22 protein-coding genes are annotated in these 23,433 nt (G+C 55.5%); 7 read left to right on the top strand and 15 right to left on the bottom strand.

The window, feature by feature from the left end; translation table 11 throughout:
- Nucleotides 1-47: 47 nt before the first annotated feature.
- The 5 genes from OKC43_RS18740 to OKC43_RS18720 form a co-directional block, all read right to left on the bottom strand.
- Nucleotides 48-746: a UPF0149 family protein gene (locus tag OKC43_RS18740; protein ID WP_234576503.1), complete on the bottom strand. Its 699-nt coding sequence runs from the start codon at nucleotides 744-746 to the stop codon at nucleotides 48-50.
- Nucleotides 743-1,945, bottom strand: coding sequence for a restriction endonuclease subunit S (locus OKC43_RS18735; RefSeq protein WP_234576504.1), 1,203 nt, complete (start codon nucleotides 1,943-1,945; stop codon nucleotides 743-745). Before OKC43_RS18735 ends, OKC43_RS18740 begins: the two co-directional genes overlap by 4 nt.
- An 80-nt stretch (nucleotides 1,946-2,025) precedes the next feature.
- A complete protein-coding gene (gene dinD / locus OKC43_RS18730) occupies nucleotides 2,026-2,886 on the bottom strand; it encodes a DNA damage-inducible protein D (protein WP_234576505.1) in 861 nt (286 codons plus the stop codon).
- Nucleotides 2,887-2,898: 12 nt separating this feature from the next.
- Nucleotides 2,899-4,473: a type I restriction-modification system subunit M gene (locus tag OKC43_RS18725; protein ID WP_270660410.1), complete on the bottom strand. Its 1,575-nt coding sequence runs from the start codon at nucleotides 4,471-4,473 to the stop codon at nucleotides 2,899-2,901.
- A gap of 39 nt (nucleotides 4,474-4,512) precedes the next feature.
- Nucleotides 4,513-5,124 carry a restriction endonuclease subunit S gene (locus OKC43_RS18720; protein ID WP_265178718.1) on the bottom strand — a complete coding sequence of 204 codons (612 nt, stop codon included), beginning with the start codon at nucleotides 5,122-5,124 and terminating at the stop codon, nucleotides 4,513-4,515.
- 233 nt (nucleotides 5,125-5,357) lie between these two features.
- Here OKC43_RS18720 and OKC43_RS18715 point away from each other — a divergent pair, with 233 nt between their 5' ends.
- From OKC43_RS18715 to repC, 3 genes are read left to right on the top strand one after another with little or no spacing between them, the layout of a single operon-like run.
- Nucleotides 5,358-5,693: a helix-turn-helix domain-containing protein gene (locus OKC43_RS18715; protein ID WP_234576508.1), complete on the top strand. Its 336-nt coding sequence runs from the start codon at nucleotides 5,358-5,360 to the stop codon at nucleotides 5,691-5,693.
- The gene (locus tag OKC43_RS18710; protein ID WP_333563062.1) at nucleotides 5,680-6,552 is read left to right on the top strand and encodes a helicase RepA family protein; all 873 of its coding nucleotides are present in this window, start codon (nucleotides 5,680-5,682) and stop codon (nucleotides 6,550-6,552) included. Before OKC43_RS18715 ends, OKC43_RS18710 begins: the two co-directional genes overlap by 14 nt.
- 46 nt (nucleotides 6,553-6,598) lie before the next feature.
- On the top strand, nucleotides 6,599-7,378 hold the full coding sequence (gene repC / locus OKC43_RS18705) for a replication protein C, IncQ-type (RefSeq protein WP_233270752.1): 780 nt from the start codon (nucleotides 6,599-6,601) through the stop codon (nucleotides 7,376-7,378).
- A 237-nt stretch (nucleotides 7,379-7,615) separates the two neighbouring features.
- Here the strand turns inward: repC and OKC43_RS18700 are convergent, their stop codons facing one another.
- From OKC43_RS18700 to OKC43_RS18660, 9 genes are all read right to left on the bottom strand, one after another.
- Nucleotides 7,616-8,755 carry a site-specific integrase gene (locus tag OKC43_RS18700; RefSeq protein WP_234576510.1) on the bottom strand — a complete coding sequence of 380 codons (1,140 nt, stop codon included), beginning with the start codon at nucleotides 8,753-8,755 and terminating at the stop codon, nucleotides 7,616-7,618.
- A gap of 162 nt (nucleotides 8,756-8,917) precedes the next feature.
- Nucleotides 8,918-10,279, bottom strand: a complete 1,362-nt coding sequence (mnmE, locus tag OKC43_RS18695) for a tRNA uridine-5-carboxymethylaminomethyl(34) synthesis GTPase MnmE (RefSeq protein WP_042054350.1) — start codon at nucleotides 10,277-10,279, stop codon at nucleotides 8,918-8,920.
- 99 nt (nucleotides 10,280-10,378) lie between these two features.
- Nucleotides 10,379-12,025 carry a membrane protein insertase YidC gene (gene yidC, locus OKC43_RS18690; RefSeq protein ID WP_005355794.1) on the bottom strand — a complete coding sequence of 549 codons (1,647 nt, stop codon included), beginning with the start codon at nucleotides 12,023-12,025 and terminating at the stop codon, nucleotides 10,379-10,381.
- 5 nt (nucleotides 12,026-12,030) lie between these two features.
- Nucleotides 12,031-12,279 carry a membrane protein insertion efficiency factor YidD gene (yidD, locus tag OKC43_RS18685; protein ID WP_010672280.1) on the bottom strand — a complete coding sequence of 83 codons (249 nt, stop codon included), beginning with the start codon at nucleotides 12,277-12,279 and terminating at the stop codon, nucleotides 12,031-12,033.
- Nucleotides 12,246-12,605: a ribonuclease P protein component gene (gene rnpA, locus OKC43_RS18680; RefSeq protein WP_005339313.1), complete on the bottom strand. Its 360-nt coding sequence runs from the start codon at nucleotides 12,603-12,605 to the stop codon at nucleotides 12,246-12,248. Before rnpA ends, yidD begins: the two co-directional genes overlap by 34 nt.
- Complete coding sequence (rpmH, locus tag OKC43_RS18675) at nucleotides 12,605-12,739, bottom strand: 50S ribosomal protein L34 (RefSeq protein ID WP_005307156.1); 135 nt, start codon at nucleotides 12,737-12,739, stop codon at nucleotides 12,605-12,607. The genes rnpA and rpmH overlap by 1 nt, the downstream gene beginning before the upstream one ends.
- 270 nt (nucleotides 12,740-13,009) lie before the next feature.
- A complete protein-coding gene (locus OKC43_RS18670) occupies nucleotides 13,010-13,744 on the bottom strand; it encodes an amino acid ABC transporter ATP-binding protein (protein WP_021230441.1) in 735 nt (244 codons plus the stop codon).
- Between the two features lie 12 nt (nucleotides 13,745-13,756).
- Nucleotides 13,757-14,425, bottom strand: coding sequence for an amino acid ABC transporter permease (locus OKC43_RS18665; protein WP_019445518.1), 669 nt, complete (start codon nucleotides 14,423-14,425; stop codon nucleotides 13,757-13,759).
- Nucleotides 14,426-15,184: an amino acid ABC transporter substrate-binding protein gene (locus tag OKC43_RS18660; RefSeq protein WP_005339308.1), complete on the bottom strand. Its 759-nt coding sequence runs from the start codon at nucleotides 15,182-15,184 to the stop codon at nucleotides 14,426-14,428.
- A gap of 311 nt (nucleotides 15,185-15,495) precedes the next feature.
- On the opposite strand from OKC43_RS18660, the gene dnaA reads away from it, so the two are divergent.
- The 4 genes from dnaA to gyrB all read left to right on the top strand — a co-directional run bounded on the left by dnaA (nucleotide 15,496) and on the right by gyrB (nucleotide 21,567).
- The gene (gene dnaA, locus OKC43_RS18655; protein WP_005339307.1) at nucleotides 15,496-16,866 is read left to right on the top strand and encodes a chromosomal replication initiator protein DnaA; all 1,371 of its coding nucleotides are present in this window, start codon (nucleotides 15,496-15,498) and stop codon (nucleotides 16,864-16,866) included.
- Between the two features lie 83 nt (nucleotides 16,867-16,949).
- Nucleotides 16,950-18,053, top strand: a complete 1,104-nt coding sequence (gene dnaN / locus OKC43_RS18650) for a DNA polymerase III subunit beta (RefSeq protein WP_005339306.1) — start codon at nucleotides 16,950-16,952, stop codon at nucleotides 18,051-18,053.
- A 2-nt stretch (nucleotides 18,054-18,055) separates the two neighbouring features.
- Nucleotides 18,056-19,159, top strand: a complete 1,104-nt coding sequence (gene recF, locus OKC43_RS18645; RefSeq protein ID WP_236272340.1) for a DNA replication/repair protein RecF — start codon at nucleotides 18,056-18,058, stop codon at nucleotides 19,157-19,159.
- Complete coding sequence (gene gyrB, locus OKC43_RS18640; RefSeq protein WP_005357188.1) at nucleotides 19,156-21,567, top strand: DNA topoisomerase (ATP-hydrolyzing) subunit B; 2,412 nt, start codon at nucleotides 19,156-19,158, stop codon at nucleotides 21,565-21,567. The genes recF and gyrB overlap by 4 nt, the downstream gene beginning before the upstream one ends.
- A gap of 141 nt (nucleotides 21,568-21,708) precedes the next feature.
- Here the strand turns inward: gyrB and OKC43_RS18635 are convergent, their stop codons facing one another.
- Entirely contained in the window at nucleotides 21,709-23,385 is a 1,677-nt protein-coding gene (locus OKC43_RS18635) for a TrlF family AAA-like ATPase (RefSeq protein WP_270660351.1), read from the bottom strand.
- Nucleotides 23,386-23,433: the final 48 nt, after the last annotated feature.

The following is a 23,433-nucleotide window of genomic DNA, read 5'->3' as shown; positions in this document are numbered from 1 at the left end:
AACTGTGTGCTACCGATGGCGTCTGTTCGGGGTCTTGCGATCTCAACTCAGTGCAAACAGCACTGTTTGAACTTCTTGCCGCTGCCACAGGGGCAGGGGTCATTGCGCCCGATCTTGGAGGCCGCTCTAACCGGCAGGGTTACTGGTGTGAGGGCTGGTGCGGCTATCGGCGCTGTGCTTGGCCCCCGTTGGGCCAGAAAATGGGCGTGCAGTCGCAAGGCGGCGGTGCCCACCTCGGCCACGCTCTGCTGATGTTCCGGTAGCGACAGGCTGGCAAGCAGTGGCAATTGGTCATCGCTGCCATGCAGGCGGATCACCTCAAGCCAAGTATCCAGCTCCTCTGGCAAGGCTGGCCAGTTCCCCAGCGCCATGCCACGCAGATAGCCAAAGCACCACTCCTCGGCGTTGCAGATCTCCTGCCCTTCGACATAGTTGGCCATCAGCACCGGGATAAAGTGCTCGGGCTGATAACAGAGGGTATGGGCCAGAATATTCATATGGCCGAGGATCAAATCCAGCGCCCGTTTCATATCCCGCTCGGACGACCACTCTGGGGGCGTGCCACCCCAGAGTACCTGCCACCACTGGCTGGGTGGCACCAGGTCGGGGCCGGAGAGTACCGCAGTCAGAAAGCCGTCGAGCGCCGACAGACTCAGCATCGCGTCGTCATTGCCATAGTCCATCAGTCGCTGCTCCAGCCATTCCACTTCGGCCTCGGTCATGGGGTGAATGGTCACTTTTTTCATGCGGCCTCCTCTACCTTGACCCGTCGTTTGCCGGTCAGCAGTTGTTGCATCAGCGCCTGTTTCTCCTGCTTTAAGGCGTCGAGCTTTTGTTGCAGCGCAGTAACTTCTTTATCGGCGGTGGACAAGACTGCGGCTATTTTTTGTTGTTCATCAATACTAGGTACTTGCCAGCTAATATTCTTAAAGTGGTTAAATTTCAAATTCCAAGTATCTGAAACAAGGCCTTGAGAATGCCTGTAGAAGATATGGACAAGGGCTGGGAACTTAAATAAATACGCAGCATAAGCAGGACAAACTTTGCCCGTTGGTGTGACAATTGTATAAGCAGGACTAACAATCCCTTCTTTATCTGACAAGCTAGATCGGCCTTGCCACATGCGCATGGTGTTGTAGCCAATGTCATTCACGCAAATTCTGCGATACTTTGACTTGTCTTCATTGGAGGTGTTTTTTCTACCGGTATCTTCCTGGTAAACAACGCCATCGTCAGCCGTAATCGACAGCAGGGGCAGATCATCCCGACCAGTTTCAACTCGCTCATTGAACAAACTGCTGAATTTGTAAGTTTTCCATTCCCCACTAAACCTAACTCCATTCTTATCCAGCAGGCGTTTTTTGCCGGTAAGCAGTTGTTGCATCAGCGCCTTTTTCTGCTGCTGGCTATTGGTCAGCAGTTGCTCGGTGGTGGTGATGGCCTTATCCCAAGTGGAAAGAATTTCAGCTATTTTATTCTGTTCAGAAAGAGGCGGAATATTTACTGGATATGCTTTTATGGATTCAGTATCCAGACGTCCAGTGCCATGGCCAGCGGTGCTAACCAGCTGGAGTATTTTGTTTTTTTCAGCTGCCAGCATAAAAGAGAGAAAAAGCCCATCAATATCCTTGTTAGGAATAAGCGCCTTTAAATCCTGATTAAATGCGACCTCTCTTGTGGCATAGCCAACAGGAAAGTCTTTCAATAACGTCATACCGCGAACAAGGATTAAAGATGATCCTTTTGGCGCTTTTTTAGCCACCTTAAAACCATCTTCTGTCAGAGTATCAATACTTGTTGCAAGGTAGTGAGTTTTTAGGTCTTTACCTGATATCCATGGCTCTGTTCCCCCCCAGAAATGAGCGCTCTGTTTACTTGGTGTTCCACCAGAGGAAAACTTAGCAATGTCCCCAATTTGGGAGGCGATCCATCCCTTAGGCACCATAACCGAGCCCCTCCAGATAGTTGGCCATCTCGCTTTCCTGCGTGGTGAGTTGCATTTTGAGCGTACGCAGTGCTGTTTTCTTATTCATCGTCCGTACTCCCGTTATCCAGCCGCGCAGGATTTTTCAGCGATTTTTTGTCGGCCGAGGCCAGACGGCGTTCCACCTTTTTTACATCCTCGGCAGCTGGCAACTGCTCTGGCTGAATGCCGCGGCTGAGTAGGGTTTGACGCACCGCCTGATTGTTGGTGACGTGCTCGTTGGAAATTTGCGTCTCCCGGGTCATCTGTTGAGTGCGGGCGTTGTGGATCGTGATCTCGGTGGCAAAGTCTTTGGCCTTGAGAATGATGGTTGGGGCAAAGTCAGCCAATGGTCGGCTATCTGGAACCTTCCATTGGGCTTTCATCGCTTGCGTGCTTTTGCCAAACAAGGCGTGATCCCCTTTGCTGCGGATCAGTGCAAAGTTCTGATTACCACCGGTCTGCTCATAAATGACGCTGGAGAGCTCTTTTTCTGTGGCTGAGAGCTTTTGGCGTGCTTGCACCCGCTCAGTTTCCAGCAGCCGTTGTTCAATCAGCTCCGCCTTGCGGGTTTGCATGGCAAAGTAGGTTTGGGCGAAGGCGATTTGCTGCTTTCGGGGATCACCGTTTTGAGCAATCAGGTAGCAGGCGTAGCGGGTCAGCATGATGTCATCGATCTCTCGTTGGCTACCCGAGCCAAGTTCGACCATTTTCCCGACGTCGGCAAAATGGTCCGACACCCCGTGGCCACTGACTTCACAGGCTGTTTTGGCTTTCGAGATGACGCTGGTGAAGTTATCCCATTTGCCATAGCCCAGCAGGTGTTGCAGATCCCTCGCTAGCCAATACTCAACGCCCGTGTCGGTTTGCTCTGCATGGCCTTCGAAACTAGTCGTTAATGCCTGAATTTGTTGTTGTTCCATTGCAAGAGCTCCTTATGCGTTGTGATCCAGATAACCCAGTTCGGCGAGAAAGTTGGCCATCTCGGTTTCCAGCTCGGTCAGTTGGGCTTTGAGCTGCTCCCGCTCGGCACGCACCGCCAGCAGATCGATCTCTTCCTCTTCCTCGAAGGTGTCCACATAGCGGGGGATATTGAGGTTGTAGTCGTTCTCTTTGATCTCTTTGAGCGAGGCAAGGTAGGCGTATTTCTCGACATTGCCGCCGTTGCGGTAGGTCTTGACGATCTTGGAGATATTCTCCGAGCTCAGCACGTTCTGGTTCTTGCCCGGCTTGAAGTCGTTGCTGGCGTCGATAAACAGCACGTTATCGTCCACCTTCTCTTTTTTAAAGATCAGGATGGCGGCGGGGATGCCGGTGCCAAAGAACAGCTTTTCCGGCAGACCGATCACCGCATCGAGCAAGTTCTCGTCGATCAGCTTTTGGCGGATCTTGCCCTCGCTTGAGCCCCGGAACAGCACGCCGTGGGGCACCACGACACCCATACGGCCGCTCTTGGGGTTCAGGGTTTCGATCATATGGAGGATAAAGGCGTAATCCCCCTTGGTCTTGGGCGGAATGCCGCGCTTGAAGCGGCCATATTTATCAATTCCAGCCTCGTCATGACCCCACTTGTCGAGGGAAAACGGCGGGTTGGCGGTCACGATATCGAAGCGCATCAGGTCGCCGTTTTTATCCAGCAGCTTGGGGTTGCGGATGGTATCGCCCCACTCGATCTTGTGGTTGTCTTCCCCGTGCAGGAACATGTTCATCTTGGCCAGCGACCAGGTGGAACCGATGGCCTCCTGCCCGTAGAGGGCATAACGTTTCTGGCCGTAGTTTTGCACTACTTTGCGGCCGCATTTCATCAGCAGCGACCCGGAACCACAGGCGGGATCGCAGATGGTATCGCCGAGCTGCGGATCCAGCAGTTCGGCCATCAGATCGGAGACTTCGGGCGGGGTGTAGTACTCGCCAGCTTTCTGGCCGCTGTTGGCGGCAAACTTGCCGATCAGGTACTCGTAGGCGTTACCAATCACGTCGAGGTTACCGACCCGGCTTGGTTTCAGGTTGAGCTCCGGTTTGGCAAATGCCTCCAGCAGGTAGCGCAGTATGGTGTTCTTCTGCTTCTCTTCGCCGAGGCGATCGCTGTTGAAGCTGATGTCCTGAAACACACTCTTGTTGCCATCTTTGAGCTTGGTGCCGTTGGCTTCTTCGATAGCGTGCAGGCAGACATCGATGCGCTCGCCGTTACCGGGCTCGAATCGCTTCTCGTACAAGCTGTAAAAGTTAGCCTTGAAGGACTGAACTACCTTGTCATCCTGATCCTTGATTTCGGCGATGGGCAGTACAAAGCGCTCGCTCTTCATCATCTCTTCGATAAGCTCTGGCGCATCGCCGTACTGCTTCTTGTAGCTGTCGTAATGGTCCTGCCAGACATCAGAGATGTACTTCAGGAACAGCATGGTGAGGATGAAATCCTTGTAGGTATCGGGGCTGATGGTGCCACGGAAGATATCGCAGGCGCCCCAAACGGTGTTGTTGATAACGTCCTGATTGATCTGTTCGGTCATAAAGGGGGTTTCCTTGGCGTAATAACGGGTATGCGAGCCTCAAGAGGCATCTCTATCGGATTGTTCAAGTAGGCGAGTCGCGATGGCATGCATCATCTGCTCGCCATTGTGCTGGAGGCGCTGCATCAATTGGCGCTCCTCCTGCAGCGTGCGAGCTATTGCCAAAATGGTTTGTTGCTCTGTCAGTGATGGAAGCCCAATCAAGGCCTCTTCCAACACCTGGCGGCGAATACTTTTGGTCAGGGTGCCTTCGGCATGCAGTTCGAAGTAACGCTGGCTGGGCTGCTGATTGAGCTGCCAGGCGAGGAACTCCGGGATCAGTGCATCAGATTGTGGCCGTACCACATAAAAGTGGGGGGCCGCCACAGCTGGCAGTGGGGCATGCCGGGTATCAACCAGCACGGCATAGTTTTGGTTGCCCCGTGCTGCCACCAGAATATCTCCTGTTTGCAGCCAGTCCGGTGCTTTTTTGCCAGTTGCCTCACTGCGCACGCAGCTCATCCAGTCGACACCGAACTCTGACGAGGTGTCTTTCATCTGCACAACGGCCAGATTCCCCTCTGGATGCTCGGGGATCTTGCCGCGAAATGGATAACCAGCGCTGATTGTGGCGATTTGGTAAAGGTGTAATTTCACAAAAAATCTCGTCATCGCTAATGATGCTGGAGATTAGTGTCTCTGATGAGACTTTGTTTCGTCAAGACAAAGCTCGGTCTTTTTTTGCATCAATGGCAATGGAGTTTTTTGCGATGCTTTCACATGTGAAATTTTTTTCTCCGAAAAAGCGCTGTAAGTGCCCAAAATGGGCACTTACAGCGCTCTGGATTTAGTTCTACCCCCGGTACGCTTTGCATGTTGATGTTTGTTACAGGGAGATCATCCGCATGCGTGAGCAAAATCCGTCTGTTTACAGCGATCCTAACGGGTCAATTCTGAGAGAGCTTTATGAGCTTAAGCAGCTGGTAATCCAGCAAGGACTGGCGCAAAAAGAGGTGCTTTCTGCCGAGGAGTGCGCCGAGTTGCTGGGGGTTTCTGTCAGCTATGTGTACCGGCTGACTAGTGAAAAGCGTCTGCCGCATTACAAGCCACAAGGCAAAAAGATCTACTTCAAGCGCGTTGAGCTGCTGGACTGGCTGCTCTCCCACCGCATTTCACCGGACGCCGAACTCACTGAGCATGTAACCAAGCGTGTGCGGCAAGCTAGCCATGGGCGGTTGTGAGGTTGTTATGGAACGAGATCTCATAGCATCTCACTGGCCTCAGGATCTCCGATCGGCTTTTGTTGAACCTCCGAAACCCCTCGATTTCGTCCTCCCGGGACTGCCGGTGGGCTGCGTTGGTGCTTTGGTGTCACCGGGAGGTGTGGGCAAATCGATGTTGGCATTACAACTGGCAATGCAGATATCCGGTGGGCCGGATTGGATTGGGCTTGGCAATCTGGGCAGGGGGGCTGTGCTCTACCTGCCTGCCGAGGACCCTTGGCCTGTACTGCACCAGCGCTTGTTTGCCTTGGGCAGAGGTCTTGATGCTGAACTTCGTGCCAACGTTGAACGAGACCTTCGTTTGATATCGCTTCAGGGTGCCAGCCCGAATGTGCTGGATAGCCATTGGTGGGAAGCGATTGCCATTTGGGCTGAGGGGGTCAGGTTGGTGGTTATCGATACTTTGAGACGCTTCCACGATGCCGACGAGAACGCGGCCTGTGCCATGACACAGGTGCTGGGTCAGTTGGAACGGCTGGCCATGGGGCTGGGATGCGCTGTGTTGTTTGTACACCACACCAGCAAATCCGCAGTATTCCAAGAAGCTGGCGATCTGCAGCAGGCAAGCCGAGGTTCGTCAGTTCTGGTGGACAACATCCGCTGGCAGGCCTATCTCGCCACTATGACCAAGAAAGAGGCGCAGCAGCTGGGCGTATCGGCAGAGCTGAGCCAACTTTACGTGCGCTTTGGAGTAAGCAAAAGTAATTATGGGCAGCCACTACCGGAGCGCTGGTTGGTGCGGGGGGAAGGTGGCGTGCTGCACCCCGTCAGGTTGGACGTAACACGCCGGGCTGGAGGCAAACGTGCCTTGCTTTGAACTAACTCATGCTCGGCACGACCATATGCACTGTCTGGCCCCAGGATTGTTCAGAGCCATCGCTCCTGGTCAGCGCCGTCGAGACAAACTGGCGGTGATTTACCGTTTGGATAACGGTAATCAGATTGAGTTTTCTGGGCCAGAACCCTTGGGGGCCGACGATTTGCGCGTACTTCAAGGGTTGGTTGCCCTAGCTGGGCTTGAATCACAAGGCGGCAAGATTGAGCCTGTTGCGAGTGGTGAAACCGGAGAGATATTACGAGAACTACTTCAGCTTCGTGGGATTGCCAACCAGCAGGATGTCTTGGTGGTCAAAAGCAGCTTGCGCAAACTGGCCAAGGAGATTGGTTACGCCAACCCTCGTGACACCAACACGGTGCGCCGCAGTGTCGAGCGGTTGTGGAAGGTGTCGGTAATAGCACAGGTGGCAGGCCTGCGTAGCGGTTTTCGTCTGCTGGCGAACTATGCCAGTGATGCCCTGACCGATGGGCTCTTTGTGGCGCTTAATCCTTTGCTGACCAATGCTGTGTTGGGGAATGGCCGATATACCTATATCGATCTGGCTGAGGTACGGCAACTGCGTAGTAGCACTGCTCGGATATTGCATCAGCGGCTGTGCGCCTGGATTGATTGTGGCCGCAGCAAGCCAGTAGGCTTAGATAAACTGGTCTCTTACGCTTTTCCTGATAAGTCCAGCGCGGCCACCGACCGCAAGCGGCAATCGCGAGTCCGCAAGGCACTGGATGAACTGGCTGAACTGGGTTGGTCAATCAGTGAACATGCCAAGGGGCGGTTCACCATCGGTCGGCCTGCGCTATCACGATAATGGTCACGGACTATCACGAAAGTGGTCACAAAGTTCACGATATTGGTCACAGGCCTAATCAGTTAAGCCCAAGTGCTACTTGGGCTGCAGGGCGATCCTGAGATCCGATCTATATTATCTAAGATAATCTAGGCCAGCGTATGGTTGCGCTGGCCTGTTTGTTGGCTCTTCCCTAACTGGCTAAGCTGTTTCGATCAATTCAGGTCAAGATCTCGTCGAGGCTTTGTCTCATCAGGATCACAACAATACGTTGGGAAAATCGAGCATGGCGTCCCTGCGTCGTGATTCAAGGATGTCGGCGTAGATCTCGGTGGTTCTCAGCTCACTGTGGCCCAACAAGCGGGAGAGCGCATAGATATCGACGCCACGGTTAAGCTGGATGACGGCGAAGGTATGGCGTGCGCTGTGGAAGGTGACCTTCTTGGTTATACCCGCCTGCAACGCCCAGCGGGTGAGTTCCATGTTGTGCCAGGCAGAGTATTTCAGCCCCTTGAAGATCCGCTCTGATGTCTTGCCTGGGCGCCCCATCAGCTGCATCGCCATGTCATTCAAATCCAAGTATTGCAGACCGCTGGTTTTCTTCTGGGTGAAGACGATACGGTAATGGCCGTAGAAGGGCTCCAGCTCTGCCCAGGTCAGCTTGTGAATGTCGGACCAGCGCAAGCCAGTGCAACAAGAGAACAGAAAGGCGCGCTTAAGAACGTCGTAGCGGCACTCGGCCTGGGCCAGGGCTCGTACCTCGTCTTCGGTCAGATAAACCCGTTTGTTCTTCTCCCCCTGGATAGCTTTGACTCGTCGTACCGGATTATCCGGTAGCAGCCGCTCCTGCTCTGCCTGGTTCAGGGCTGCCCTTAACTTGTTGAAATAGGCACTCTGGGTGTTGCGGCTCAGTGGTGTGCCGCTTTTGGTTCGGGCTTTGTGCATCAGGTAATGCCGAAAACCCTCTAGGAACAGCTGATCTACTTCCTCGAAAGTCAGCTCCGGCAGCTTATGGTACTGGCGTAAATGCTTGAGGGCTGATATCCAGATGGAGTGGTTGCTCTTGCTGCCTGCCGCTTTTTGGTCTGTAACCTCTTGGAAGTACTCGAAGAAGCTGGCCTTGTAGGCGTTCGAGAAATCCAGATGGTGTTTACCAGTCTCGTACTCGAAGAGTCGCTTGGCGCGGATGGCTTCGGCTGCTCGCTGGGTTTCTTTGTTGTGGAGTCGCTGTGCTGGTGTACGCGGCTTGTCGTACAAGAAGAGATCTAGGGGCTCTCTGCTGCGTTTGTGCTTGCGGATGCCCGTGGTTGGTTCAAGGTAGGAGCCGGCGTAATAGGTTAAGCGCAGAGCGCGCTTGCCTTCGGCGTCAGGTTCGCGGAATTCGATGCTGATCTTCATAATTGTCCCCCGAGAGTACCCCGAGAGGTTACTTCGGGGTACTCTCGGGGTAAATTCTCACGAAACAAGATCAGGCAAGAATAGCCAGTAAAAAACAAAGTCCAATATTTACAATGCCTTATGTTCTCACTGGCTGCTTTTTATTGCTGATTTTTCACCACATTACTTGCCGATGCAGAAGCTGGAGAAGATACGGCCCAGCAGATCGTCGGAGCTGAATTCACCGGTGATCTCAGAGAGGGACTCCTGTGCGAGGCGCAACTCTTCGGCCACCAGCTCGCCTGCCACGAACACTTCCAGCTGCTCTTTGGCCACCAGCAGCCGCTCGGCGGCACGCTCCAGCGCATCCAGATGGCGGCGGCGGGCCATAAAGCCCCCTTCGGTGTTGCCCTGGAAGCCCATGCAGGCTTTCAGGTGCTCGCGCAGGGCAGGCAGCCCCAGCTCGGTCTTGGCGGAGATACGGTAGACGGCGTGGCCCAGCTCCTGGCTCGGTGCCAGATCCTCGCCGGTCAGGTCGGCCTTGTTGCGAATCACGGTGAGGCCGATATTTTTTGGCAACCGATCAACAAATTCCGGCCAGATCTCTCGCGGGTCAACCGCATCCGTGGTGGTGCCATCCACCATAAACAGCACCCGATCGGCCTGTTCGATCTCGGCCCAGGCGCGCTCGATACCGATTTGTTCTACCTTATCCTGGGTGTCGCGCAGACCGGCGGTATCGATGATGTGTAGCGGCATGCCATCGAGATGGATATGCTCGCGCAGCACATCGCGGGTGGTGCCGGCAATCTCGGTGACGATGGCTGACTCGCGCCCTGCCAGGGCGTTGAGCAGGCTCGATTTGCCGGCGTTGGGACGACCGGCGATCACCACCTTCATCCCTTCCCGCAGCAGAGCGCCCTGCTTGGCTTCACCGCGCACGTCGTCCAGCTCGGACATGATGGCGTAGAGGTCGCCCGCCACCTTGCCGTCGGAGAGGAAGTCGATCTCCTCGTCCGGGAAGTCGATGGCCGCTTCCACATAGATGCGCAGCCGGATCAGGCTCTCCACCAGTTGCTGGATTTTGCTGGAGAACTGCCCCTGCAGGGAGTGCATGGCGCTGCGGGCGGCCTGTTCGCTGGAGGCTTCAATAAGGTCAGCGATAGCTTCGGCCTGGGCCAGATCCAGCTTGTCGTTGATGAAGGCGCGCTCGCTGAACTCGCCGGGGCGGGCAGGGCGGATGCCATCGATTTTCAGAATGCGGCGGATCAGCATGTCCATGATGACGGGGCCGCCGTGGCCCTGCAGCTCCAGCACATCCTCGCCGGTGAAGCTGTTGGGGGCTTTGAACAGCAGGGCGATGCCCTGATCCAGTACCTGGCCTTGCTCATCCTTGAACGGCAGATATTCGGCGTAGCGCACCCGCGGGAGCTTGCCGAGCACTATCCCGGCGACCTGTTCGGCGGCGGGGCCGGAGACCCGGACTATGCCGACGCCACCACGGCCTGGCGCGGTGGCCTGGGCCACGATCGTATCTGTTGTCATCTTGCTTGGCTCGTTTGTTCGCTGATAGGAAAACGTAGTGGGAGACATTGTAATAAAAAAGGCGGCCCGAAGGCCGCCTCTTTTGTCATCACGGGAAGATTAGCTGCGTGAATGCAGTCCTTTCTTCTCCAGCTGACGATAGATGATGGTCTGCTGGATGATGGAGATGACGTTGCTCACCAGCCAGTAGAGAGTCAGGCCAGCCGGGAACCAGAGGAACATGAAAGTGAAGATGATCGGCATGAACTGCATCACTTTCTGCTGCATCGGGTCGGTTACGGTGGTCGGGCTCATCTTCTGCAGATACCACATGGAGGCACCCATGAGGATTGGCAGCACGAAGAAGGGGTCCTTCACTGACAGGTCAGTGATCCACAGGGCAAACGGCGCGTGACGCAGTTCAACGGACTCCATCAGTGCCCAGTAAAGGGCGATGAAGATCGGCATCTGAACCAGGATCGGCAGGCAGCCACCCAGCGGGTTGACCTTCTCCTTCTTGTACAGCTCCATCATGCCCTGAGACATCTTCTGGCGGTCATCGCCGAAGCGCTCGCGCAGGGCCGCAATCTTGGGTTGCAGCATGCGCATCTTGGCCATGGAGGTGTACTGGGCCTTGGTCAGCGGGAACATGATGCCGCGTACCAGCAGGGTCAGCATGATGATGGCCAGACCCCAGTTCTGGACGAAACCGTGGAACACGGTCAGCAGCCAGTGCAGCGGTTGGGCGATGAACCACAGCCAGCCGTAGTCGACGGTCAGGTCGAGGTGGTTAGCCACCTTGGCCATCTGGTCTTGCAGCTTGGGACCGACCCACAGCTTGCTGGTTACTTCAGCCTGTTGGCCGGCAGCCACGTCAACCAGCGGCGCCTTGTAACCGATGATGGCCTGGCCTTTACCAGGGATCACACGGCTGTAGAAGCTGTTGGTATCGTCGGCATTCGGTGCCCAGGCAGAGACGAAGTAGTGTTGCAGCATGGCGACCCAACCACCCTTGGTGGTCTTGTTCAGGTCGGCATCCTTCATCTCGTCGAAGGTGTACTTCTTGTAGCGGGTATCTTCAGTGGAGAAGGCACCACCACGGTAAGCGCTGGCTACCATGGCATGACCTTCCTGATCCTTCGGCGTTGCTACGGTCTGCTTCAGCTGACCATAGAACTGCACCTGAACCGGCTCGGCAGATTTGTTGTCGATCTTGTAATCAACGCCAACGGCATAGTCGCCACGCTTGAGGATGAACTCCTTGGTGAAGACCACGCCCTTGCTGTCGGTCCAGGTCATCGGAACGACGACTTGATCCTGACCATCGGCCAGCTGATAGCTGGTCTGGGCGGCTTCATAGGTAGGACGACCTTCGGCCTGACTGTCCGGACCATTGCGACCCACCAGACCGCTCTGGGCGATATAGAGGTGCTCAGGCTTGCTGGTCAGCAGCACGAACGGTTGGTCCTTGCCCTCTTCCAGTTTGTGAGACAGCAGTTCGGCAGACACGACGTCACCACCCTGGGTATCCAGGGTCAGCTTGAGCACGTCAGAGGAGACGGTGATCAGCTTGCGTGCGGCAGTTGCGTTGGCTTGCTCGGAAACCTGAGGAATATCACCGGTCTGACCGGCTTCAGGTACGAAATGTTCGGTTTGGGCCACGGTAGTCGGGGCCGGCTTCGGAGCCTTGTCGGACTCCCACTGTTGCCAGAGCAGAAAGCTCACGAACAGCAAACCGATCAGGAGTAGATTGCGTTGTGATTCCATAGTCTTCAGTTTCTTCGCTTTGGTTGCGGAACCGGGTCATAACCACCCTCGGATAAGGGATGGCATTTTAATAGACGTTTGCTAGCTAACCAAACGCCTTTTATGAAACCGTGAAGTCGGATGGCTTCTATCGCAAATTGGGAACAAGTTGGAGTAAAACGGCAGCGCGGCCCGAGCAGAGGGCTAATGATTAGCTGATACAGGCGTATCAGTTTGATAGCTACCCATTGCAACGGCGTGACAGAGTGCGCCATAGCTTTTCCAGTAACTTGAACAGTTCCTCGTTATCCATCTCTTTCACACCGGCTTTGGCGATCACCACGATGTCGATAGCGGGCAGCTGATGTTGTTTGAGGCGGAAACTTTCCCGGACCACCCGTTTGACACGGTTACGCCAGACGGCACGCTTGAGTGCTTTTTTGGGCACAGCGAGACCAAGACGAGAGTGTTCGAGTGAATTGGGGCAGGCAAGAAGCGTAATTTGCGGGGAAGCAGCCCGGACAGGCTCGGCGAAAACGCGTTTGAAGTGTTCGGGAGTTAACAGACGTAACTCCCGAGAGAAGGTGTGCTGGGTAGGCATTAAACTACCAGACGGGCACGACCCTTGGCACGACGAGCGGCCAGAACTTTACGACCGTTGGCAGTTGCCATGCGGGCGCGGAAACCGTGAGAGCGCTTGCGCTTCAGGTTGGACGGTTGAAAAGTACGTTTCATGATTCGATTCCGTATTTCTGTACAGTTTTGATTGTCACACTAAGCCGACGCGCCAGCTATAGCGTGTGACGACTAGCAAAAGAGGCCGAATTCTAAACAGAGTTCGGCTTTTAGTCAATCCGCCGTTCCCTCTCATCCTGCCATGGTCTTGAAAAGGCCACTGCCGAGCGTGAGGATCCAGAGGATCAAGGGCTCCGGATTATACTGGCAACCCGGGGTTAAACAAGGGATCCCTCAATAAAAAAGGCGGCCAGGCCGCCAAAGAGAGAGCTATTTAAGGACTTTCCGCAAGAACTCCCGGGTACGGGGATCCTTGGGATCGACCAATATCTGATCCGGCGGGCCCTGCTCGACGATCCGCCCCCCTTCCATGAAGATCACCCGATCGGCAACATCACGAGCAAATTCAATCTCATGGGTCACCACCACCATGGTCTGGTGCTGGCGGGCCAACTCTTTCATCAGTCCCAAAACCTCGTCGACCCACTCGGGATCGAGGGCCGAGGTGGGCTCGTCAAACAGGATCACCTTGGAGTGTGCCGCCATGGCGCGGCCAATGCCGACCCGCTGCTGCTGGCCGCCGGAGAGGGAGGCCGGATAGGCATCCTGCTTGTCGGCGAGACCAATGTCCTTGAGGATGCCGAGCGCTGTGGCGCGGGCCTCCGCTTTTGGCTGCTTCCAGACGGTGATCAGCCCTTCGGCGATGTTGTCGAGCGCTGTTTTGTTGGCAAACAGGGCGTAGTTCTGGAACACGAAGGAGGCTCGTTTGCGCAGCTCGATCGCCTGCTGTTCGCTGGCCTTGGCCAGATTAAGCTCGAGATCGTCGATGGCAAGGGTGCCCGCATCCGGAGTCTCCAGCAGGTTCAGGCAGCGCAACAGGGTCGACTTGCCGGTGCCGGAGGGGCCGATGATGACGACAATTTCCCCCTTTTTAACATCCAGATCGATACCGTTGAGCACCTGATTGCCGTGATATGCCTTGGAGAGGCCGGTTAGCTTGATCATGAGAGCCCTCCTTTAATAGGCACGGTTGAGACGGACTTCCAGCAGATGCTGCAAGCGGGTAAAGAAGATCACCACCACCCAGTAGATCAGCGCCACCGCCATAAAGCTCTCGAAGAACTTGAAGGAGGAGGAGGCTTCCATCTGCGCTTTGCCCATGATCTCGGCCACTCCCAGGGTGAACGCCAGCGAGGTGCTCTTGATCATGTCGATGAAGTAGTTCATCAGCGACGGGGTGGCGATGCGGGCCGCCTGCGGCAGGATGATCCGCTGCATCGCCTGATAACGGCTCATGCCGATACTGAGCGCCGCTTCCATCTGGCTTTTGTGAATGCCGAGGATGGCTGCGCGGATCGACTCGGCCATGTAGGCGGCGAAGTGCAGGGTCAGACCGACGATGGCGGCAGTAAAGGCATCCATCCCCACGAAGATCGGGAAAAGTTGCGGCAATCCGTAGTAGAGCAGGAACAGCTGAACGAGTAGCGGTGTACCCCGAAAGAACGAGATATAGAGCATCGCCAGCCAGTGAATCGCGGGGACGCGAAACACCCGTACTATCGCCAGGGCCAGCGAGAGTACGAGTGCCAGCACGAATCCCCACAGGGCCATTTCCATCGTTGTGCCCAGGTATTTGAGCAGGATGGGAAACAGCCCCAGCGTGTATTCGAGGTCAAATTCCATCATTTATTTGTCGGTGATGTCGGAAGCGAACCATTTCTCGGAGATCTGACGCAGGGAGCCATCCTTGCGCATGGCGGTCAGGGCCTCGTCGACCTTCTTCAGCAGCGCCTGTTTCTCCGGGGTCTTCAGGAAGGGCAGGGCGTTCTCGATAGTCTCGAACGGTGCGCCAGCCTGTTGCAGCGGCAGCTTGGACTCCTTGATCAGCTGGGCGGTGGAGACGCGGTCCATCACGAAGGCATCGATGCGACCCAGGGCGACATCCTGCTCGAAGGCGGAGTCATAGGTGCGGATGTCGATCTTTTTGTTCGGGTCGTTCTTGCGCAGCAGCTCTTCGAAGTTGGAACCCAGGTTCACGGCCACCTTCTTGCCTTCCAGATCCTTGATACCGTGGATGGTGCTGTTGCCCTTGCGTACCACGATCTGGGCGCCGTCATAGACGTAAGGCTGGGAGAAGTCGTACTTCGCCTTGCGCTCGTCGGTGATGGTGATCTGGTTGGAGATGGTATCGATGCGGCCGGTTTCCAGCATGCCAAACAGGCCGGAGAAGCTGGCGGTCACGAATTCGACCTTGTAGCCGGTACGCTCGCCGATCTGGTTCCACATATCCACTTCAAAGCCCTGCAGCTTGTCCTGCTTGACGAAGGTGAACGGGAAATATTTGCCAGACATGCCGACCTTGATGGTCTCCTGGGCGATGGCCTGACCGGACAGGGTGGCGAGCAGGATGGCTGCGCCGGAAATCAGTTTGATGGATGTTTTCATGGTGTTTCTCTCTCTCAATGTCTTGTATTTGTAGTTGTAATAACTGGTTTGGCCCTGATGTTATTGGAATAAAATTTAAAAAATAAATGACATTTGGTTATATGAAATAACAGGAGAGAAGCACGGGATCGACCAATCCGGACGGTGGATCAAGCTGTGGGTAACTTTGGGGATGAAATCCGATCCAAAGGCGCTGGATCCTTGAAAGTCAAGGATCTTATTTGCTGGATCCACCGGGCGATGGCTGGAGATCCGGCGGCTAAAAACGTAGAATAGCCGGTCTTTAGTTAATCAATCGACAGGAGTTTAGAGTGACTGCTTCGCTATGGCAGCAGTGCCTTAACCGGCTGCAAGATGAGTTGCCCTCGGCAGAATTCAGCATGTGGATCCGGCCGCTTCAAGCGGAGTTGAGTGACAATACTCTGACCCTGTATGCACCGAATCGCTTTGTTCTGGACTGGGTACGAGACAAGTATCTCATCCGGGTTAACGGCATCATCAACGAACTCTGCGGGGTCGACGGCCCCGCCCTGCGTTTTGATATAGGCAATCGTCCACATCCTGTTGCTGTCGCCAGAGCGCCGGTACAGGGTGCCGCGCCTGTGAATAACTTGCAGAAGAGCTGGGAAAGCAAGGCTGAAGCCAAGCCCGAGCCGAACCACAAGAGCAACACCAACGTGAACTATACCTTCGAGAATTTCGTCGAGGGTAAGTCCAACCAGTTGGCGCGTGCGGCTGCCCGTCAGGTAGCGGACAATCCGGGTGGTGCTTACAACCCGCTGTTCCTCTATGGCGGCACCGGCCTGGGTAAAACCCACCTGTTGCACGCCGTTGGCAATGCCATCAAGGAGAGTAAAAAAGATGCCAAAGTCATCTATATGCACTCCGAGCGGTTTGTTCAGGACATGGTGAAAGCGCTGCAAAACAACGCCATTGAAGAGTTCAAGCGTTACTACCGCAGCGTCGATGCCCTGCTCATCGATGACATCCAGTTCTTCGCCAACAAGGAGCGCTCCCAGGAGGAGTTCTTCCATACCTTCAATGCCTTGCTGGAAGGTAACCAGCAGATCATCCTCACCTCGGATCGCTATCCGAAGGAGATCAACGGTGTTGAGGATCGCCTCAAGTCCCGCTTCGGCTGGGGCCTGACCGTGGCGATCGAACCGCCGGAGCTGGAGACCCGCGTCGCGATCCTGATGCGCAAGGCAGACGAGAACCAGATCCATCTGCCGGACGAAGTGGCCTTCTTCATTGCCAAGCGTCTGCGATCCAACGTCCGTGAACTGGAAGGCGCCCTCAACCGGGTGATCGCCAACGCCAACTTCACCGGCCGTGCCATCAACATCGATTTCGTGCGCGAAGCGCTGCGCGACCTGTTGGCACTGCAGGAGAAGCTGGTCACCATCGACAATATCCAGAAGACGGTGGCGGAGTACTACAAGATCAAGCTGGCGGATCTGCTCTCCAAGCGTCGTTCCCGCTCCGTTGCCCGTCCGCGCCAGTTGGCGATGGCACTGGCCAAGGAGCTGACCAACCACAGTTTGCCGGAGATAGGTGATGCCTTTGGTGGCCGTGACCACACTACCGTTCTTCATGCCTGCCGCAAGATCGAGCAGCTGAAGGAGGAGAGTCACGACATCAAGGAGGACTATTCCAACCTGATCCGTACCCTTTCTTCCTGATAACGGAATCGAGTGGACAGATGCAGCGCGAATATTCCAACCTGATCCGAATCTTTTCCTCCTAATCACAACGGAGAGCACAGATGCAGCTCGAAATTAGCCGTGAGGCCCTGTTACGTCCTCTGCAACTGGTGTCCGGCGCCCTCGGCGGCCGACCGACCCTGCCGATCCTCGGCAACGTGCTGCTTGATGTCAGCAACGGTCTGCTGTCACTGACCGGTACCGATCTCGAAGTAGAGATGATCGGTCAGGTCTATCTGAACGGGGCCAGCGAAGATGGCCGCACCACAGTACCGGCGCGCAAGCTGCTGGATATCTGCCGTGGTCTGCCGGAAGGCGCCGAGATCCGTCTCAATACCGAAGGGGAGCGCCTGATCATCCGGTCCGGTCGCTCCCGCTTCAACCTCTCGACCCTGCCGGCGACCGAGTATCCGAACATCGAGGATTGGGAATCCGTGCTCGAGTTCGATATCAGCCAGCTGGAGCTGAAGAAGCTGATCGATGCGACCCAGTTCTCCATGGCCAGCCAGGACGTGCGTTACTACCTGAACGGCATGCTGTTCGAGAGCGAAGGTCACGGTCTGCGCACCGTAGCGACAGACGGTCACCGTCTGGCCACCTGCCGCCGCGAGGTAGTAGGGGAATCGCTGCCCGATCATCAAGTTATCCTGCCGCGCAAAGGGGTATTGGAGCTGGTGCGTCTGCTGGAAGCGGAAGACAAGCCGGTGCGGCTGCAGATCGGTCGCAGCAATCTGCGTGCAGCCCTCGACGGCTTCATCTTCACTTCCAAGCTGGTTGATGGCCGCTTCCCGGATTGGCGCCGCGTCATTCCGCGCAACAGCGACAAGGCCCTGATCGCCGGCCGTGAGGATCTGCGTCAGGCGTTTGCCCGCGCCGCCATCCTCTCCAACGAGAAATTCCGTGGGGTGCGTCTCAATCTGCAGGAAAACCTGCTGCGCATCACCGCCAACAACCCGGAACAGGAAGAAGCCGAAGAGCTGCTTGACGTACAATATGCCGCTGGCGAGATGGAGATCGGCTTTAACGTCTCTTATGTGCTCGACGTGCTGAATACGTTAAAATGTGACCAAATTCGGATTAGCCTGAGCGATTCCATCAGCAGTGCCATTATTGAGGATTTTGAACATCAGGATGCTCAGTACGTGGTGATGCCGATGCGGATCTAGTCGTGTCCCTGGTCAAACTCCAGCTCAGCGACTTTCGCAATATCCAGCAAGCCAATCTCAAGCTGTCGCCCGGCCTCAACATTCTGGTCGGGCGCAATGGCAGCGGCAAGACCAGCGTGCTGGAAGCCATTCACTACCTTGGTCTGGGGCGCTCCTTTCGCACTCATTTGACCGGGCGGGTTATCCGCCAGGGGGAGAGGGCGTTTACCCTGTTTGCCCAGTGCGAGCTGGAGGGGCGTCAGGTACCGATCGGTCTTGCCAAAGACAAGAGTGGTGAGACCCAGCTCAAGATTGCCGGGGCACAGGCCCAGCGGTTGGCCGATTTGGCGGAGCTGTTGCCGGTGCAGTTGATCCATCCCGATGGCTTCAACCTGCTGACGGGCGGGCCTCAGGCTCGCCGGGCCTGGCTCGATTGGGGCGTTTTCCATCAGGAGCCGACCTTCTTTGCCCTCTGGGGGCGAGTGCGGCGGCTGCTGAAACAGCGCAATGCGCTACTGCGCCAGAGCACCCAGTACCGCCAGCTGGCGTTTTGGGATCAGGAATTGGTGCGGCTGGGGGGGGAGCTGGCCGAGTTTCGCGCCAGTTATTGTCAGGCCATTACGCCCCTGATCAAGGAGATGACGGCGGATTTTCTGCCGGAATTCGATATCAGTCTCGGCTTTTACCGGGGCTGGGAGAAAGATACTCCCCTCGGCGATCTGCTGGAGGCGGGGTTTGAGCGGGATCGGGCGCTGGGCTATACCGGTGTCGGTCCACAGAAAGCCGATGTGCGCCTCAAGGCGAACGGGGTGCCCGCTCAGGATATTTTGTCCCGGGGTCAGCTGAAGTTGCTGGTCTGCGCTATGCGACTGGCCCAAGGGCTCTATTTGAATCAACATAGCAGCCGTGGCTGTATTTTTTTAATTGACGATTTTGCCTCTGAACTGGATGTCGACAAGCGCCGCTTGCTGGCCGCAAGGCTGAAGCAGTGTGCGTCCCAGGTGTTTATCACCGCCATCGACACCGGTCAGCTCGCAGACATGATGGATGCGAATGACTGTAAGTTGTTCCACGTGGAACAGGGTAAAATCTCCGAAACGTTAGAGAAGGCAGAGAGTAAGCTATGAGTGAAAATACTTACGACTCCTCGAATATCAAGGTGCTGAAGGGCCTGGATGCGGTCCGCAAGCGCCCGGGGATGTATATCGGCGATACGGATGATGGCTCGGGTCTGCACCACATGGTGTTCGAGGTCGTCGATAACTCCATTGACGAGGCGCTCGCTGGCTACTGCTCCGATATTCTGGTCAAGATCCATTCCGACGGTTCTGTCTCTGTGCGTGACAATGGCCGGGGTATCCCGGTAGACATGCACGAGGAGGAGGGCCGCTCCGCCGCAGAGGTCATCATGACCGTGCTGCACGCTGGCGGTAAGTTTGATGACAACTCCTACAAGGTATCCGGCGGCCTGCATGGCGTGGGTGTCTCGGTAGTTAACGCCCTCTCTGACAAGCTGTTGCTGACCATTCGTCGTAACGGTCACGTCTACGAGCAGACCTATCATCTGGGTGAGCCGCAGGCGCCGCTCAAGCAGATTGGCGACAGCACCGGCACAGGTACTGAAGTGCGCTTCTGGCCGAGCCCGGCCATTTTCAGCGATACCCTGTTCCACTACGAGATCCTGGCCAAGCGCCTGCGCGAGCTCTCCTTCCTCAACTCCGGTGTCTCCATCCGTCTGCAAGACGAGCGTGATGGCCGCGAGGCGCATTTCTGCTACGAGGGTGGCATCAAGGCGTTCGTTGAATACCTGAACCAGAACAAGACCCCGATCCACCCGAAGGTGTTCCATTTCACCACCGAGCAGGATGGCATCGGCGTTGAAGTGGCGATGCAGTGGAACGATGCCTATCAGGAAGGGGTCTACTGCTTCACCAACAACATCCCGCAGCGGGATGGTGGTACTCACCTCGTTGGCTTCCGTACCGCGCTGACCCGTACTCTGAACTCCTATATGGACAAAGAGGACTACAGCAAGAAGGCCAAGTCTGCCGCCAGTGGCGACGACGTGCGTGAAGGTCTGATTGCCGTTATCTCCGTCAAGGTGCCGGATCCCAAGTTCTCCTCCCAGACCAAAGACAAGCTGGTCTCTTCCGAAGTGAAGACCGCCGTTGAACAGGCGATGGGTGAGAAGCTGGCCGACTTCCTGCTGGAAAACCCGGGCGATGCCAAGATCGTGGTCAACAAGATCATCGATGCGGCCCGTGCCCGTGAAGCGGCCCGCAAAGCCCGCGAACTGACCCGCCGCAAAGGTGCGCTGGATATCGCCGGTCTGCCCGGCAAGCTGGCTGACTGTCAGGAAAAAGACCCGGCACTCTCCGAACTCTACATAGTGGAAGGGGACTCTGCTGGCGGTTCCGCCAAGCAGGGTCGCAACCGTAAAAACCAGGCCATCCTGCCGCTCAAGGGTAAAATCCTGAACGTAGAGAAGGCCCGTTTCGACAAGATGATCTCCTCGCAAGAGGTGGGCACCCTGATTACCGCACTGGGGTGCGGTATCGGTCGTGACGAGTACAACCCGGACAAGCTGCGTTATCACAACATCATCATCATGACCGATGCGGACGTCGATGGTGCGCACATCCGAACCCTGCTGCTGACCTTCTTCTATCGTCAGATGCCGGAAATCATCGAACGTGGCTACGTCTACATCGCCCAGCCGCCGCTCTACAAAGTGAAGAAGGGCAAGCAGGAGCAGTACCTGAAAGATGAAGACGCGCTGCTGCAGTACCAGACCGCCATGGCGCTGGACGGTGCTACCCTGCACGTCAACGAGTCTGCTCCGGCCATCGGTGGCGAGGCGCTGGAGCGTCTGGTCAACCAGCACCGCTCGGTGACTCACCTGATCACCCGCATGTCTCGTCGTGCGCCGGAAGCCGTGCTGACCCAGCTGATCTATCAGCCGGAGTTGAACGAAGCGCTGCTGAACAGCGAGAGCGATCTGCTGGCCTGGTGTCAGGGTATGGAAGCCGTGCTCAACGAGAGCAACCACGGTATCCAGTACCAGATCCAGGTTCGTCGTGACGAAGAGCGCAGCCTGTACGTGCCGCACGCTGTGGTACGTCAGCACGGTGTCGACCGCGAATATCCGCTCAGCTACGACTTCCTGCAGTCCGGTGAGTACCGTCAGCTGGTTTCGCTGGGCAAGGAGATCGCCAACCTGATCGAGGAAGGTGGTTTCATCAAGCGTGGCGAGAAGGTCAAGCCGGTTGCCAACTTTGTAGAAGCCGTCGAGTGGCTGATGGGCGAGGGCAAACGCGGCATCTACATCCAGCGCTATAAAGGGCTGGGTGAGATGAACCCGGACCAGCTGTGGGAAACCACCATGGATCCGGAAGCCCGTCGCATGCTGCGCGTCACCATCGACGACGCCGTCGGTGCTGACCAGCTCTTCTCCACCCTGATGGGTGATGCCGTTGAGCCCCGTCGTGACTTTATCGAGACCAACGCCCTGCGCGTAGCCAACCTCGACGTCTAATCGACGCAGTTGTGGGATCTCATTGCAAATGAAATGACGTCTCATATCTGTGCAATGGCATCTCATTGGGAATGACATAGGAAAGGGAGGCTTGTGCCTCCCTTATAATTATCTACTGCTACACGGAGAGCCTATAAATAGTTAAATTTCTCTTCCCAAACGCAAGTAACGGCGTTCAAATGCCTCTTCTCCCCCTTCCATTACTTGGCAGACTTCTTTACGCATAGTTAGGTCCTGCAAGGAACCCGTGTGCTTCAAATGACATTGGTGATTAAAATCCAAAACATGAATTAGCTCTGCATCGCCATTGACCACTATATTGGGATTGTGGGTGACGATGATGAGCTGGCGACGCAATTTATTGGAACGAATCTGTTGAACCACTAGCCCATATATCAAGTGGTTATCTAGGTCGTCCTCTGGTTGGTCGAGCACCAGTGGCTCGCTGCCGTGTGCTAGTAGGAAGGCCAACATTGCAGCTGCGCGTTGCCCAGCAGACGCTTGTCCAATAGATTGAAAGTCTCTGCCATCCCCCTTGCGGCTGTATTCCACCTTTAAGCCATCTTCGGGAAACCAGCAAAGAATATGATCGATAAACTCTGGATGCTTATCGGTTTCAGCCTTCAAGAATTTGTTGAACCAACCACCAAATTCTGCAGAACCACTACAGGCACGTAATAGACGCTCTTTTTGTCCCAATAGTAAGTTTTCAAAGGTAGTTGTGCTCTGTATGCCTGGTTCTTTAACAAGCTCACAGGCATTTAGCAGATCTGCTACAAGGCCTTTTGGTGGTGCGCCATCTTGTTCTTGGTATAGATCATCCACGTACTTACCATCAGCGGTGCCAAGCACTTCTCGCAATGAGCGTTCAATTCCTTGCGCATCACGGCTATAGGGGATCAGCTCGATCTTCACGAAAAGGTTGTTCTGAAGAGTTGCTTGTAGAAATGCTTGGCGTTGCATGCTGATGGTGCGGCGAGCTGATAACACTGTTTCAAGTTGCTGTGTGACTTTTTCACACAACTCAAAGTGTTGTTTCTGCAATGCATCAAGACGTTTTATCTCGGTTTCAAGTCGCTGCTTTTCCTGTACTAGATGGCCGAACTCACTGGGGTCATTGACTCCTTGTTGTTGCAAATCGGCTCTGAGCTGATCGTAGGTAGTCTTGGATGCTCCAATTCGTGAGAACCAAGGGGATGTTTCTAGCTCATTCTTAAGTACTTGGCTGCGCACCAATAGCATTTCTGCCGTATTTTCGACCTCTTGTTTCGCCTTATTGATGTCGTCTTGTAATGCTTGAATGATATTTAGAGCAGGGTTGTCTTCGTTCGCATCGAAAAGTCCTTCCGGTAAGCCCTCTACTTGTAAGTTTGTAGCAATGCTCTTCAAGTAAGTTGCCAATTCGGCAGAGGCTTCAAACTGGCGTTCAAGCTCGCGGTTTTGTTGGCTGGTGTGCTGATAACTTTTCAATACAGCCGCGTGGTCAGCGCCCTCGAAGCGAGCTAGCTTTCGTTGAACGTCCTGTTGAGACAACACCAACGCATCGCGGCTTTGTAATTTGCCATCCAACTCGCGAATCTGCGCCCGATAGGTTAGGAATGTTCGTTTGGCTTCCTCAAATACTGCTTGCGATGTCTGAGTTCCTGCTGCGTCGTCGATTATCTTCAGCAGTGCCTGCTGGTTGTCGCCCGCCAAGGCTGCGATCTGCCCCTGGCTGTAAAGACGCACTGGAAAGCGTTGTTCGGTTACGGCTTGGCTGGGAGATGGCTTGAAGTTGCCCGCAGTGACGTCCGGTAATCCCCCCATTTTTTGGAGCACTCAAAAGTAGAGGTCATGCGGCCTGTGCCAAGCGCTGTTTCGGCGTGT

Origin of the sequence: Aeromonas sp. Y289-2, assembly GCF_027705925.1 — a bacterium.
GTDB lineage: Bacteria > Pseudomonadota > Gammaproteobacteria > Enterobacterales > Aeromonadaceae > Aeromonas > Aeromonas veronii.
The sequence above is the reverse complement of the archived record's forward strand: the minus strand, read 5'-3'. Positions and strand labels throughout refer to the sequence as shown.